This is a genomic window from Enterobacter cloacae complex sp. P16RS2, from assembly GCF_014982155.1.
In the GTDB taxonomy this organism is placed as follows: Bacteria; Pseudomonadota; Gammaproteobacteria; order Enterobacterales; family Enterobacteriaceae; genus Enterobacter; species Enterobacter cloacae_M.
Genome location: NZ_JADCKW010000006.1, coordinates 19,235 through 33,924, shown reverse-complemented (window position 1 = coordinate 33,924; position 14,690 = coordinate 19,235). Strand labels below are relative to the sequence as shown.

Annotated in this window: 14 protein-coding genes; 7 read left to right on the top strand and 7 right to left on the bottom strand. The window is 55.1% G+C overall.

Features of this window, described 5'->3' with window-relative positions:
- Positions 1-222 precede the first annotated feature (222 nt).
- Positions 223-1,320: a murein transglycosylase A gene (mltA, locus tag INF68_RS02315; protein WP_126785840.1), complete on the top strand. Its 1,098-nt coding sequence runs from the start codon at positions 223-225 to the stop codon at positions 1,318-1,320.
- Positions 1,321-1,395: 75 nt separating this feature from the next.
- Positions 1,396-2,202 carry a tRNA cyclic N6-threonylcarbamoyladenosine(37) synthase TcdA gene (tcdA, locus tag INF68_RS02310; protein WP_008499651.1) on the top strand — a complete coding sequence of 269 codons (807 nt, stop codon included), beginning with the start codon at positions 1,396-1,398 and terminating at the stop codon, positions 2,200-2,202.
- Here tcdA and csdE read toward each other — a convergent pair.
- Positions 2,193-2,639, bottom strand: coding sequence for a cysteine desulfurase sulfur acceptor subunit CsdE (gene csdE, locus INF68_RS02305; RefSeq protein WP_023333259.1), 447 nt, complete (start codon positions 2,637-2,639; stop codon positions 2,193-2,195). The genes tcdA and csdE overlap by 10 nt on opposite strands.
- Positions 2,639-3,844 carry a cysteine desulfurase CsdA gene (csdA, locus tag INF68_RS02300; RefSeq protein WP_126785842.1) on the bottom strand — a complete coding sequence of 402 codons (1,206 nt, stop codon included), beginning with the start codon at positions 3,842-3,844 and terminating at the stop codon, positions 2,639-2,641. Before csdA ends, csdE begins: the two co-directional genes overlap by 1 nt.
- A 192-nt stretch (positions 3,845-4,036) precedes the next feature.
- Between csdA and INF68_RS02295 the strand changes: the two genes are divergently transcribed.
- From INF68_RS02295 to rlmM, 4 genes are all read left to right on the top strand, one after another.
- A complete protein-coding gene (locus INF68_RS02295) occupies positions 4,037-4,264 on the top strand; it encodes a YgdI/YgdR family lipoprotein (protein ID WP_008499648.1) in 228 nt (75 codons plus the stop codon).
- A 349-nt stretch (positions 4,265-4,613) separates the two neighbouring features.
- On the top strand, positions 4,614-5,531 hold the full coding sequence (gene gcvA, locus INF68_RS02290) for a glycine cleavage system transcriptional regulator GcvA (protein WP_023309032.1): 918 nt from the start codon (positions 4,614-4,616) through the stop codon (positions 5,529-5,531).
- A gap of 39 nt (positions 5,532-5,570) precedes the next feature.
- A complete protein-coding gene (locus tag INF68_RS02285; RefSeq protein WP_023309031.1) occupies positions 5,571-5,966 on the top strand; it encodes a DUF423 domain-containing protein in 396 nt (131 codons plus the stop codon).
- Positions 5,959-7,059 carry a 23S rRNA (cytidine(2498)-2'-O)-methyltransferase RlmM gene (gene rlmM, locus INF68_RS02280; protein WP_126785843.1) on the top strand — a complete coding sequence of 367 codons (1,101 nt, stop codon included), beginning with the start codon at positions 5,959-5,961 and terminating at the stop codon, positions 7,057-7,059. The genes INF68_RS02285 and rlmM overlap by 8 nt, the downstream gene beginning before the upstream one ends.
- A gap of 108 nt (positions 7,060-7,167) precedes the next feature.
- Here rlmM and xni read toward each other — a convergent pair whose 3' ends face one another.
- The 5 genes from xni to queF form a co-directional block, all read right to left on the bottom strand.
- The gene (gene xni / locus INF68_RS02275; RefSeq protein ID WP_126785844.1) at positions 7,168-7,923 is read right to left on the bottom strand and encodes a flap endonuclease Xni; all 756 of its coding nucleotides are present in this window, start codon (positions 7,921-7,923) and stop codon (positions 7,168-7,170) included.
- Between the two features lie 112 nt (positions 7,924-8,035).
- Positions 8,036-9,403, bottom strand: coding sequence for an L-serine ammonia-lyase II (gene sdaB / locus INF68_RS02270; RefSeq protein WP_045404159.1), 1,368 nt, complete (start codon positions 9,401-9,403; stop codon positions 8,036-8,038).
- A gap of 65 nt (positions 9,404-9,468) precedes the next feature.
- Positions 9,469-10,764, bottom strand: a complete 1,296-nt coding sequence (locus tag INF68_RS02265) for an HAAAP family serine/threonine permease (RefSeq protein WP_059446901.1) — start codon at positions 10,762-10,764, stop codon at positions 9,469-9,471.
- 515 nt (positions 10,765-11,279) lie between these two features.
- Positions 11,280-12,644, bottom strand: coding sequence for a nucleotide 5'-monophosphate nucleosidase PpnN (ppnN, locus tag INF68_RS02260; protein WP_023309027.1), 1,365 nt, complete (start codon positions 12,642-12,644; stop codon positions 11,280-11,282).
- Positions 12,645-12,760: 116 nt separating this feature from the next.
- Positions 12,761-13,603 carry an NADPH-dependent 7-cyano-7-deazaguanine reductase QueF gene (gene queF / locus INF68_RS02255; RefSeq protein ID WP_126785845.1) on the bottom strand — a complete coding sequence of 281 codons (843 nt, stop codon included), beginning with the start codon at positions 13,601-13,603 and terminating at the stop codon, positions 12,761-12,763.
- Positions 13,604-13,672: 69 nt separating this feature from the next.
- Between queF and syd the strand changes: the two genes are divergently transcribed.
- Entirely contained in the window at positions 13,673-14,218 is a 546-nt protein-coding gene (syd, locus tag INF68_RS02250; RefSeq protein WP_109844644.1) for a SecY-interacting protein, read from the top strand.
- The last annotated feature ends 472 nt before the right edge of the window (positions 14,219-14,690 follow it).

Sequence of the window (14,690 nt, the reverse complement as noted above, 5' to 3'; positions counted from 1 at the left end):
TGCTCCACCCCGCGTCCGTGGATGCGCACTATACTCGGATAGGTTTGTGATGCAACCCCTTTTTCACATAAATCATGATTTTGTATGCAAATTGAACGACATGGCTCTGTTTGGACTATTTTTTGCGCAAAATTTGCCAAAGGGTATGCGATTGCATTTCATTAGCCCTGGCGGTTTGTTATCTTCATCACGCGGAAATGGGCAACTTAAAGACGAGATATAATGAAAGGACGTTGGGCGAAGTATCTGATGGCGGGCGCAATGGTAGCGATTCTTGCGGCCTGTTCTTCCAAACCGACCGATCGCGGTCAACAGTATAAAGACGGGAAGTTATCCCAGCCTTTCTCTTTAGTTAATCAGCCTGATGCCGTCGGCGCACCGATTAATGCCGGTGATTTCTCCGAGCAGGTCTACCAGATCCGCACCGCGTCGCCGCGTCTGTATGGTACCCAGAGTAGCGTGTATAACGCGGTCCAGGACTGGCTGAAAGCAGGCGGCGATACGCGCAACATGCGCCAGTTTGGTATCGACGCCTGGCAGATGGAAGGGGCCGACAACTACGGCAACGTCCAGTTTACCGGCTACTACACCCCGGTTATCCAGGCACGGCACTCGCGTCAGGGCGAGTTCCAGTATCCTATCTACCGTATGCCGCCAAAACGCGGTCGTCTGCCGTCTCGCGCTGAGATCTACGCCGGTGCGCTAAGCGAAAACTACGTTCTGGCCTACAGCAATTCCCTGATGGATAACTTCATCATGGACGTTCAGGGCAGCGGCTACATTGATTTTGGCGACGGGTCGCCGCTTAACTTCTTCAGCTATTCCGGGAAAAACGGCCACGCCTATCGCAGTATCGGTAAGGTGCTGATCGACCGCGGCGAAGTGAAGAAAGAAGATATGTCGATGCAGGCGATCCGCGAGTGGGGCGAGAAACACAGCGAAGCCGAGGTGCGCGAGCTGCTGGAGCAGAACCCGTCGTTCGTCTTCTTCAAACCGCAAAACTTCGCGCCGGTGAAAGGGGCCAGCGCGGTTCCGCTGATTGGCCGCGCGTCGGTAGCATCGGATCGTTCGATTATTCCTGCAGGCACCACGCTGCTGGCTGAAGTCCCTCTGCTGGACAATAACGGCAAGTTCAACGGTCAGTATGAGCTGCGTCTGATGGTGGCGCTGGACGTCGGCGGGGCAATTAAAGGCCAGCACTTCGACATCTATCAGGGTATTGGCCCTGACGCAGGCCATCGCGCGGGCTGGTATAACCACTACGGACGCGTGTGGGTACTGAAGGCGGCGCCGGGTGCTGGAAACGTATTCAGCGGCTGATTGTGGTATTCTGAGCACAATACGGATTACTGTTCAGGGTGAGGAAAACCTCACCCTTTTTACATCTGAGGTTTTATGTCTGTGGTAATCAGCGACGCCTGGCGCCAGCGTTTTGGCGGAACGGCACGTTTATATGGTGAAAAAGCCCTGCAGCTGTTTGCGGATGCGCACGTCTGCGTCGTGGGCATTGGTGGTGTGGGGTCGTGGGCGGCAGAAGCGCTGGCGAGAACCGGTATTGGCGCAATTACCCTGATTGACATGGATGACGTTTGCGTCACCAACACTAACCGTCAAATCCATGCGCTGCGTGATAGCGTCGGCCTGGCAAAATCCGAGGTGATGGCGGAGCGTATTCGTCTCATCAACCCGGAGTGCCGCGTGACGGTGATCGACGACTTTGTGACGGCAGATAACGTCGCGGAGTACATGAGCAAAGGCTACAGCTATGTGATTGACGCCATCGACAGCGTGCGGCCAAAAGCGGCGTTGATCGCATACTGCCGTCGCTACAAGGTGCCGCTGGTCACCACCGGCGGTGCGGGCGGGCAAATCGATCCGACGCAGATCCAGGTGGCCGATCTGGCGAAAACGATCCAGGATCCGCTGGCGGCCAAGCTGCGTGAACGCCTGAAGAGCGATTTTAACGTGGTGAAGAACAGCAAAGGCAAGCTCGGCGTCGACTGCGTGTTCTCGACGGAAGCGCTGGTCTACCCGCAGGCGGATGGTTCAGTCTGCGCGATGAAAAGCACGGCGGAAGGGCCAAAACGAATGGACTGCGCCTCAGGTTTTGGAGCGGCCACCATGGTGACCGCCTCCTTCGGCTTTGTGGCGGTGTCTCACGCCCTCAAGAAAATGATGGCGAAGGCGGAACGTCAGGCCTGAGCCTGGCGTGCGGCATCCAGTACCGCGTCGCTGAGCGCGATCAACCCCTGACCGCGCGAGGCGCTGAGCTGCGCGCGCAGCCCAAGCTCATCAAATAGCGCCAGCGGCGAATGTGCCAGCAATTCCGCCGCGCTTTTCCCTTCCACAGCGGTCAGCAATACGGCCAGCAGGCCCCGGACGATGCGGCCTTCGCTGTCGCCGAAGAAGTGCAGCTTCTCGCCGGAGACGCTCACGCCCAGCCAGACGCGGTTTTCACAGCCTGCGATCTCTTTCGCCTGCGCTTTAAGATCGTCTGAAAGGGCAGGGAGCTGTTTACCCAGCAGGATCAGCTGTCGATATTTATCTTCCCACTGCTGGAGCGGGGCGAAGGTCTGTTTTAAGGTCTCTTCTGTGATGACGGTGCCAAACGGATGTCCGGCTAAAGCAGCGCTAGTCATTAATCCACCAGTATTTCAAGCGTGCGGTCAACGGCGGCGACCAGCGCGTCAACATCGCTTTGTGTGTTATAGGGCGCGAACGAGGCGCGCAGCGTACCGTTAACGCCGAGCGCCGCCAGCAGCGGCTGGGCGCAGTGCTGTCCGGCACGCAGGGCAATGCCGTACCCGGCCAGTAGCGTCACCATGTCGCTATGGTGAACGCCCGCAAAATCAAAGGCGAGCAGGCTTGAATCCTGAACGCGGAACGAGCGGAAACCCGGGCGCTTTTTGAGTTCTTCCTCTGCCAGCGTCGCCAGCCCCCGGCTCCAGCTTTCAGCCTGAACGATGTCTGTTTCTGCCAGCCACTCCAGCGCCGCGCTTAAGCCAATCACACCCGCAACGTTCGGCGTACCGGCCTCCAGGCGATAGGGAACATCCTGAGTTTTGAAGCCATCGAACGACACTTCGGTGATCATTTTACCGCCACCCAGCCACGGCGTCATTTTTGCCAGCAGTTCTGGCTTGCCGTACAACGCCCCAATACCGGTTGGCCCGTAGAGCTTATGTCCTGAGAAGGCATAGAAGTCGATATCAAGCGCCTGCACATCAGCGGGGAAGTGCACCACGCCCTGAGCGCCGTCGACCATCACCACCATCCCGCTGGCATGGGCAATGCGAATGGCCTGAGCGAGGTCCGGGCAACCACCCGTAACGTTCGACATCTGTCCGAGCGCCAGAATGCGGCTGCGGGGGGTAATCAGTTCGGGGAGACGGGCCACGTCGGGCAGAAGGTCTGCACCCAGTGGAAGCTTCACCACGCGTGCGCCCGTCTGCTCGGCCACCATCAGCCACGGCACCATGTTGGCGTGATGTTCCGCCTCGCTGACGACGATCTCATCGCCCGGCTGAAGCAGCGGGCGCGCGTAGCACTGGGCCACCATATTGATGGCTTCGGTGGTGCCTCGCGTCCAGACGATGTTTTTCCCGCTTTCGGCATTGATCAGGCGCGCGACCTGATCGCGTGCGGCTTCGTAGCGCGCGGTTAATCGCTGGGCTTCGGCAAACTGGCTGCGATGCACGTTCCCGGCGCTCAGGCTGTAGAACTGCTGCGTGGCCTCAATCACCGCCTGTGGCTTAAGGGCGGTCGCGGCGCTATCCAGGTAAATACCGGCATCGGCCAGGGCCGGAAACTGTGCGCGGAACTGCGCAGGACTGAAAGCGTTCATGGGATTCCTCATTTCAATATAGCGATCGTCGCGCAATTTCAGCGGCAGGGCAAGGAGGTTGATATCTATCAGAATTGTCTGCTTATCCTTACGACCTCAAAAAAGCAGGTTATGCTAAATAGTGTTAGGCGGATGTTTTAGCCTGTTATAAATCGAGGTTTGAATAGCATTAATTGCTAAAGGAGAATAATCATGAATAAGACAGCTGCAATCATTTCTGCCTGTGCGTTTACTTTTGCCCTGAGCGCGTGTTCTGGTAACAACTACGTGATGCACACCAACGATGGTCGTTCTATCGTTTCGGAAGGGAAACCGACTACCGATAATGATACCGGGATGATTTCGTACAAAGATGCTAACGGGAACAAGCAGCAGATCAACCGCACGGACGTGAAAGAGATGAAAGAGATCGAGCATTAACAGATCGCAGGCGAAAAAAAAGCACCGCAAATTGGCGGTGCTACATTAATCACTATGGACAGACAGGGTAAATGTACAGGAAGTGAAAAATTGGTAGCGTTGCTACCGTGGTCTGAATCGCAGACCAATTGCAAACACAACAACACAACATCACAACCGTAAGCCAAAAGCCCTTCAGAACACGCATTCCGAAAAAAGCTCTTCGTTCCGGCTCAGGAAGTGCCGCCACTATAGGTATTTGCTGGTAGTTCCTCAACGGACAAATTATAATGGCTCAGATAAAAAAAACTAATAGGTTAAGCGTTGTTTCCTGTTTGTTAAAATCCGTTAACATCTAAGCCAGATAACCATGTCAAAGCGATTGCCACCCCTTAATGCATTACGTGTTTTTGATGCAGCAGCACGTCACCTGAGCTTCACCCGCGCAGCAGATGAGCTTTTTGTGACACAGGCCGCAGTAAGTCACCAAATCAAGTCTCTTGAGGATTTTCTGGGCCTTAAGCTGTTTCGTCGACGCAACCGTTCGTTGCTGTTGACCGAAGAGGGACAGAGCTATTTTCAGGATATTAAAGAGATTTTTTCGCAGCTTACGGAAGCCACGCGAAAGCTGCAGGCTCGCAGTGCAAAAGGTGCTCTGACCGTCAGTTTATTGCCCAGTTTTGCCATTCATTGGCTGGTGCCAAGACTCTCAAGCTTTAACTCAGCTTATCCGGGGATTGACGTTCGAATCCAGGCAGTAGATCGTCAGGAGGACAAGCTCGCCGATGACGTAGATGTCGCCATTTTTTATGGTCGCGGTAACTGGCCGGGCTTGCGCGTTGAAAAATTATACGCAGAATATCTCCTGCCGGTCTGTTCTCCTCTGCTGTTAACGGGTGAGAAGGCGTTGAAGTCACCCGCTGACCTGGCTCAGCATACGCTTTTGCATGATGCCTCTCGCCGCGACTGGCAAACTTATACCCGTCAATTAGGTCTTACACATATTAACGTGCAGCAGGGACCCATTTTTAGCCACAGTGCGATGGTGTTACAGGCTGCCATTCACGGGCAGGGCGTGGCGTTGGCGAACAACGTCATGGCGCAGTCCGAAATTGAGGCAGGCCGCCTGGTTTGCCCTTTTAATGATGTACTGGTCAGCAAGAATGCGTTTTATCTGGTTTGTCATGACAGTCAGGCAGAACTGGGTAAAATAGCCGCCTTCCGGCAGTGGATACTGGCGAAAGCGGCAACCGAGCAAGAAAAATTCCGCTTCAGGTATGAGCAATAACGTTTGTGTGCCGGGCACGCATCAACTCAGGACTTAAACATGACCAGCCGATTCATGCTGATTTTTGCCGCGGTGAGTGGCTTTATTTTTGTTGCACTGGGCGCCTTTGGCGCACATGTATTAAGCAAGTCTTTAGGCGCAGTAGAGATGGGCTGGATCCAGACCGGCCTTGAATATCAGGCGTTCCACACGCTGGCTATTTTTGGGCTGGCGGTGGCGATGCAGCGTCGTATCAGTATCTGGTTTTACTGGAGCAGCGTGTTTATGGCGCTGGGTACCGTGTTGTTTAGCGGTAGCCTGTACTGCCTTGCGCTCTCACATCTGCGCCTGTGGGCGTTCGTTACACCTGTCGGCGGCTTCAGCTTCCTGGCGGGTTGGGTATTAATGTTTATCGGAGCTATCCGTCTGAAACGCAAGGGCGTTGTTCATGAATAAGGTTGTTTTATATTGTCGCCCGGGGTTTGAGAAAGAGTGCGCCGCGGAAATTACCGATAAAGCGGCGAAGCGCGAAGTCTTCGGCTTTGCCCGCGTAAAAGAAAACGCGGGCTATGTGGTATTCGAGTGCTATCAGCCTGAAGACGCGGACAAGCTGGCGCGCGAGCTGCCGTTCAGCTCGCTGATCTTTGCTCGCCAGATGTTTGTCGCGGGTGAGCTGCTGAAGGATCTTCCGCCGGAAGACCGCATCACGCCTATTGTCGGCATGCTGCAGGGCGTGGTGGAGAAGGGCGGCGATCTGCGCGTTGAAGTGGCGGATACCAACGAAAGTAAAGAGCTGATGAAGTTCTGCCGTAAGTTCACCGTGCCGCTGCGTGCGGCGCTGCGTGATGCGGGCGTGCTGACGAACTACGAAACGCCGAAGCGTCCGGTGGTGCATATCTTCTTTATCGCACCGGGCTGCTGCTATACAGGCTATTCGTACACCACCAACAACTCTCCCTTCTTTATGGGTATTCCGCGTTTGCGCTTCCCGTCCGATGCGCCAAGCCGTTCCACGCTTAAGCTGGAAGAGGCGTTCCACGTTTTTATCCCGGCAGATGAGTGGGATGAGCGTCTGGCAAACGGCATGTACGCCGTCGACCTTGGCGCGTGCCCGGGCGGCTGGACCTATCAGCTGGTGAAACGCAATATGTGGGTATCGTCCGTTGATAACGGCCCAATGGCGCAAAGCCTGATGGACACCGGGCAGGTTACCTGGCTGCGTGAAGACGGATTCCGCTATCGCCCGAACCGTAACAACATCTCGTGGATGGTGTGCGATATGGTTGAGAAACCGGCAAAAGTGGCCGCGCTGATGGCCTCCTGGCTGGTGAACGGCTGGTGCCGTGAGACCATTTTCAACCTCAAGCTGCCGATGAAAAAGCGCTATGAGGAAGTGTCGCAGAACCTCGCCTACATTCAGGAGCAGATGGACGAACACGGTATTAACGTGGAGATGCAGGCGCGTCAGCTGTACCACGACCGTGAAGAGGTGACGGTGCATATTCGTCGCTGGTGGGCTGCGGTTGGCGGACGTCGCGACGAGCGATAGTCCGCTGATTGCCCCTCACCCCGGCCCTCTCCCAAAGGGGCGAGGAGGAAAAGACCGCACCGAGAAGTTCCCTCTCCCCCATGGGGAGAGGGTTAGGGTGAGGGGATATTAACGTTCTAACCGCAGCTGCTGTAAATTCCCGTCCAGCTGTAAATCCGTCTGTAGCGTTGCGATCTCCCGGCAGATAAACGCCATCTCTTTATGCGCCTCCAGCTTCTTGCGCCACTTTTCCGGTACCTCATACAGACGGGCGTAAATCCCTTCCAGACTCTGAAAATCGTTCAGCAGCTGCGCGGCGCTCTTTGGCCCAATACCGGCGACACCCGGAACTTTAGAACTGCTGATGCCTGCCAGCCCCCAGTAGTCCGGCAGCTGCTCGGGCGAGACGCCGAACTCGCTGGCAATAAACGGCGCGTCCAGCCAGCGTTTTTGAAAATAGTCGCGAATGCGGATAGTCGGGGAGAGCAGCTGGCAGTAGCCTTTGTCAGTTGAAACGATAGTGGCCTGATGTCCGGCGCTTGCCACCTTTACGGCCAGGGTGGCCGCGAGATCGTCTGCTTCATTTCCCTGTGCACCCCAGCAGGGAACGCCCCGCTGTTCAAATGCAGCGCGCAGCATGGGCAATTCAGCGTGAAGATCGTCCGGCATCGGGGCGCGTCCGGCTTTGTAGTCGGGCAGACGCTGGTGTCGCCAGCCCGTGTTGCGGGCTTCGTCATCAAATACCGCGACCGCATGGGTGGGCTCACTGTGGCGGATAAGCTGCTCCAGCGCGTGCAGGCAGGTGTCTTTACAAGGCGTCCCCTGTACCGCATGGATACGGCGGATCAGGTTAAGAGCATCGACGATAAGTAAATGAACGGCCACAGATAATCTCCCTTCTATCTCATGCGTAAAGGGTAACACTGTCAGCAGCGTGAAACTATGAATGGTGGGGAAAACAGGAAGAAGCCTCGCAAAACGAGGCTTCCTGAGGGGGTTAATCGCAGGTCACGATCTTCATCGCCAGGCCGCCGCGAGAGGTTTCGCGATATTTGGCGTTCATATCTTTACCGGTTTCGTACATGGTTTCGATAACCTTATCGAGACAGACGCGCGGCTCGCTGGTGCGGCGCAGCGCCATACGTGCCGCGTTCACCGCCTTCACGGAGGCAATCGCGTTACGTTCGATGCACGGCACCTGTACCTGTCCGGCAACCGGGTCACAGGTCAGTCCCAGGTTATGTTCCATGCCGATTTCCGCAGCAATGCACACCTGTGTCGGGCTTGCACCCAGCAGTTCGGCCAGACCCGCCGCCGCCATGGAGCACGCCACGCCGACTTCACCCTGACAGCCCACTTCCGCACCGGAAATAGACGCGTTCATCTTATACAGCGAACCAATCGCACTGGCGACCAGCAGGTAGCGCGCCAGCGAGTTCGCGTTCACTTCACGGATAAACTTGTCGTAGTACGCCAGCACCGCCGGAACGATACCGCAGGCGCCGTTAGTTGGCGCGGTGACCACGCGGCCCCCTGCGGCGTTCTCTTCGTTTACCGCCAGGGCGAACATGTTGATCCAGTCTACAACGGCCATCGGGTCCGTCGTCGTTTTGTCGGTGCTCACCAGCATACGGCGCAGCGCAGCAGCGCGACGCGGCACGCGAAGCTTGCCCGGCAGAACGCCTTCGGTGGTGATCCCGCGCTCAATACCGCCGCGCATCACTTCCCAGACGTTAGCGAAGTGCTGTTCGAGCTCTTCTTTACTGTGAAGTGCCAGCTCGTTTTTCATCATCAGGCCGGAGAGGGAAAGGCCCGTCTCCTGACAGTGACGCTGAAGATCCGCCGCCGTTTTGTACGGATACGGCACTTCGACAGAAGAGGTATTGGTTTGACCAAAGTGGTCTTCGTCGACGATAAAGCCGCCGCCGATAGAGTAATACGTCTGGCTGTATACCGCTTTGTCGCCGGCCAGCGCGGTAATGCGCATGCCGTTTTCGTGCAGCGACAGGTTGTCCGCATGGAAATTCATGCAGTGGTCAACCGGGAATTCAACCTCATGCTCACCGTTCGCCAGCAGCAGGCGACCGTGTGTGTTCACATCCTGGATGAAGCCAGGGATCGCATCAATATCAACGGTATCCGGCAGGTTTCCCGCCAGGCCCATGATAATGGCGATATCGGTATGGTGGCCTTTCCCGGTCAGGGAAAGCGAGCCGTATACATCGACAACCACGCGGGTAACGTCATGCAAGATGCCGCGTGCAATCAAGTCATCCGTGAACTGCTTACCGGCTTTCATTGGTCCGACGGTGTGAGAGCTGGAAGGACCAATACCGATTTTGAAGATATCGAATACGCTAATCATGATGCGTCCATTGCTTTCAGTCAGAGAGGGAGGAGTGCGCCGTCCGAAGACGGCGCGGGTGATAATCAGAACATGGTGTACAGGGAGTAGAAGATCGCAGAGATTGCGATAAGACCCATGATAACCACAAAGACGTTGCTCACATGACCGCTGTACTTGCGCATAGCAGGGACTTTCTGAATCGCGTACATAGGCATCAGGAACAGAATCATCGCGATGACCGGGCCGCCCAGGGTTTCAATCATGCCCAGGATGCTTGGGTTCAGGGTCGCTACCGCCCAGGTGGTGAGCAGCATGAACAGTGCAGTGATTTTGTTCAGCTTGTTGATTTCAATGCTCTTGCCTTTACCGCGCAGAGATTTAATCACCATACCGTTGAAGCCTTCACGCGCGCCGAGGTAGTGGCCCAGGAAGGATTTGGTGATGGCGATAATCGCGATGATAGGTGCCATCCACGCAATGACCGGTGCGTTAAAGTGGTTCGCCAGGTAAGACAGAATAGAGATGTTCTGCTCTTTCGCTGCCGCCAGATCCGCCGGGGAGAGGCTCAGTACGCAGCTGAAGACGAAGAACATAACGGTCAGCACCATCATGATGTGAGCGCGCGCCAGGATGCTGGAGCACTTCTTCTCTGCGCCATTACCGTACTCTTCACGTTTCGCCACGGCGAAAGAGGAGATGATTGGGGAGTGGTTGAAGGAGAACACCATCACCGGAATCGCCAGCCAGAGGGTCATCAGCAGGCCGTTACCGGTTGCCGATGCGCTGCTCAGGGACAGGGTTTCCAGCGCTGCGCCGTTCCACTGTGGGATCAGGTAGAAAGCCAGTACCATCAGAGCAATAACGAACGGGAAGACCAGTACGCTCATTGCTTTCACAATCATCTGCTCACCGAAGCGAACGATGGTCATCATGCCCACGATCAGGATCAGAGACAGAATCGCACGCGGCGGCGGCGTCATGTGCAGCTGGTGCATCATGAAGCTTTCAACGGTGTTGGTGATTGCCACGCTGTAGACCAGCAGAATAGGGTAAATCGCGAAGAAGTAGAGCAGGGTAATCAGTTTACCTGCGCCAACGCCGAAATGCTCTTCAACAACTTCAGTGATGTCTTCGCCCGGGTTTTTACCGGACAGCACGAAGCGGGTCAGACCGCGGTGTGCGAAGAAGGTCATCGGAAAAGCAATGATAGCCATGATGATCAGCGGAATCAGACCGCCGACGCCTGCGTTGATAGGAAGGAACAGTACACCAGCGCCGATTGCTGTGCCGTAAAGGCCAAGCATCCACATGGTATCCGTTTTGCGCCAACCACTTCGGGATTCAATCGAAGCAACGGTGCTGGTTTGAGTGGTTTCCATCTGTATCTCCTGGAGGAAGCGAATTGTCAGGTTTTTTAGTCAAATCCGATGAAAAAGTGCCTGACGGTAATATGAAATTCGTTCAGTGACGGTTTTTTAATAATTTTCGCCCGTAACTATTGGCGGGCGGAAAGATACATTCTAGTTATGAATCTATCAGTGATCCTGATCCCAAATGCAATAATCCACTTATGATGTGGGCATCTTTAGACCATTTATCTGTTAAAAAAACGTCAAAGAGAATTTACGGGCGCGAAGGCTACCACCAACGACATGTGAGCTGAAAGACTGGCCCGTGATATAGGTGTCTTTAGCTGTAAAGAAATGGGTTTTTAGTATTTTCTGGCAGGTAATTTGGATTAAGGCTGATAATTTACGGTTGAAAAAACCAGGTAATCGTTTGCGTTTGCGCATAGTTTGTAAAAGACATAAGTGTTGCGTATGAATTACCTCGGTAATAAAAAAGCCGGGACGCGCAACAGGGCGACCCGGCTTTGATCAGATGCTCCTGAGCGCTATGTGCAGATTTCGTAGCAAGGAATATAGGCTGAGCCCGGCAGCTTCATGCGGTGCTGAGCGACAAAGCCCTGCAGCATGTCGTCCATGCGGCGCATCATCTCCGGATCGCCGTGGATCTTGTACGGACCGTACTGTTCAATGGCGCGGATGCCCATCTCTTTGACGTTGCCCGCCACAATCCCGGAGAAAGCACGACGCAGATCGGCCGCCAGAACTTCCACCGGCTGGTCCGGGTAGAGTTTCAGGTTCGCCATATTTTCATGCGTTGGCTCGAACGGGATCTGCAGGTCCGGCGCGATACGGATTGACCAGTTAAAGCTGTACGCATCGCCGGTATCGCGACGGTTTTCTTTTACCAGCGGCATCGCTTTTTTCATCTGGCGCGCCACTTCCGCGGCATCGTCAATGATGATGCGATAGTGACGACGCGCGGCTTCGCCCAGCGTGTGCACGATAAACTCGTCCAGCACGCGGAAGTAGTCGGCGCTCTCTTTTGGCCCGGTCAGGATCAGCGGCAGAACCTGATCTTTGTTGGCCGGGTTCATCAGAATACCCAGCAGGTAGAGCAGCTCTTCCGCTGTCCCCACGCCGCCCGGGAAGATGATAATGCCGTGGGCGATACGGACAAACGCTTCAAGACGTTTCTCGATATCCGGCATGATAATCAGCTCGTTAACCAGCGGGTTAGGCGGCTCAGCGGCGATGATTGACGGCTCGGTCATGCCGATAAACCGTCCCTCTTTGTAACGCTGCTGCGCGTGTCCCACTGCGGCACCTTTCATTGGCGCTTCCATCGCACCCGGACCGCAGCCGGTACAGATATTCAGCTCGCGCAGGCCGAGCTGGGTGCCCACCCGACGCGCATAAAGGTATTCGGTTTCGTTAATAGAGTGGCCGCCCCAGCAGACGACCATGTTCGGCGCTTCGCCAACGTGCAGGGCACGGGCGTTACGCAAAATGGAGAACACCAGGTTGGTGATATGGACCGAGCTTTCCAGGTCGAGATGCTGGAAACGGCCTGCGTTGTGGATCTGCCCGTTAACAAACAGGATGTCACGCAGCACGGCAAACAGGTTAGCCTGAAGTGAACGAATGATGCGCCCGTCGACAAAGGCCTCTTCCGGCGGGTTAATGACTTCAAGCTTCACGCCACGCTCGCGGCGCAGCACGTTGATATCAAAGCTTTCGAAGCGGGACAGCAGTTCTTTACTGTTATCTGTCAGGCTTCCGGAGTTCAGTACGGCAAGTGAACAGTTACGAAACAGTTGATAAAGATCGCTGCTGGCCGTGCGCTTAAGCATGTCTACTTCCAGCTGCGACAACATATCCATTGAGCCAAGCGGGCTAATATGTGTAATCAAGTGAGCTCCTTACGGGACGATTATCGTCTTTCCCTGTTGATTACAATAGCCCTGGCGCGTGACGTTTCACAACCTAAAGCGCGGAAGATACCGCGCATATTGTGAAAATATTTATATTACTGACGCACCAGCCGTCCCGTTGCCGGCACAAAATCGGTGTTGGTGCGCCACGGGTTGATGTCCAGACCGCCCCGGCGGGTATAGCGCGCATAAACGCTCAGTTTTTCTGGCTGGCAGAAACGCTGAATATCGCTAAAGATGCGCTCCACGCACTGCTCGTGGAATTCGTTGTGATGGCGGAAAGACACCAGGTAGCGCAGCAGCTTTTCCCGGTCAATTTTCGGGCCGCGGTACTGGATCTGCACCGAGCCCCAGTCCGGCTGGTGGGTGATCAGGCAGTTGGATTTCAGCAGGTGGCTGACCAGCGTCTCTTCGACCACTTTGCCGCTCGCCGCGTTTTCGAGGTAGTCCGCGCTGAATTCGTAATTCTCCACCTCGATATCCTGATCGTCGATGCAGCTGCCGGTGAAGTGGGCGACCGGCTGGCCTTCCAGCTCGTGCAGGCGATACAGTGAGACGCTCACCTTTCCCTGCGCGCAGGCGCTTAAATCACGTTCCAGGGTATGCTGAACGTCGTCCCAGCTGTTGAATTTTGTCTGGTTAAAACTGTTGAGATAAAGCTTAAAGCTTTTGGACTCGACGAGATTTACGCTGGCATAGTCCAGCTCCACGTGGCCCACCGCCACCTGCGGCAGGCCGCGCGCGTTGAGCCACGAGAGCTCGTACAGCGTCCAGATGTCACCGCCGACAAACGGCAATGCGTCTGCATGCAGGCCCAGAGGATCGCGATTCAGGCTGCGCGGCACGCCCTGAAGCAGGCTTGCATCGTAGGTATCGCGGTAATCGGTCGATTTACCCAGCGTTAAGCCGGTTAACGCCTGATGATTTTCGTAAGACATGTTTCATAGCCACTTTACAGGTACACTTATGGCCTGAGTTTATCCTGTCTGACAAGAAGAGAGAAATCGGTGGACATCGAAACTGCAAATGCCCTCACTACCTTCACGACCCGCTATTGCAACGCATGGCATGAAAAGCACCAGACATGGCCGCAAAGTGCTGATTTGTTTGGCGTACCCTCGCCGTGCATTATCTCTTCAGTCGACGATCATGTTATCTGGCAGCCAAAACCTTTCGACGGCGAGCAAAATGTAAATGCGGTTGAACGGGCAATGGACATTGTGGTACAACCAGCGGTTCATGCGTTGTATACCACGCAGTTCGCAGGGGATATGCCCGCGCGCTTTGCTGATATCACGCTGACGCTGTTGCAGACCTGGAGCGAAGACGATCTGCAGCGTGTTCAGGAAAACCTGATTGGTCATCTGGTCACGCAAAAACGCCTGAAGCTTTCTCCGACGCTCTTTATTGCCACGCTGGACAGCGAACTGGATGTGTTATCCGTCTGTAACCTGTCAGGTGAAGTAGTTAAAGAGACTATCGGCACCCGCAATCGCGAGACTCTCGCACCCTCTCTTGCGGATTTCCTCACCCGACTTGAGCCCCTTCTGTAATCCATGCTGCTACAGCGCGTGTGAGAGATCTCTTACAAGGTTTGTGAGAGATCGCTGGAACATTCAGTATTACCTCATTAAATTCAGATTAATATCACTCTATTTTTCAACGGATTAATTGTTCATCCTATTATTTTTAGGGAGCCTGTGCGTCTTACAACTCTGGCTGAGTGGGTTGTAAGACGAAGCGGAATAGCGGATTCTATCTCCGTCGACAGGACGCCGACACGAGAAACGAACATCAGGATGATGGCGTTTCTCACACAGGACTCGTCAGGATGGCGCTGCAGGAAGGCTTCAGGATGAAGCGAAGTGGATAACGCAGGATGCGTAAGGGACACCTCCAGGAAGGAGAACGAGAGCCGGTCAGGATGGTCGGTGGGTCAGGAAGGCCAGGACGTTTCGGGATGAAACAAACGCGTCAGGAAGATGTGTGCAGGATGCATTGGCTTACGGATGACCAGGCCTTCGG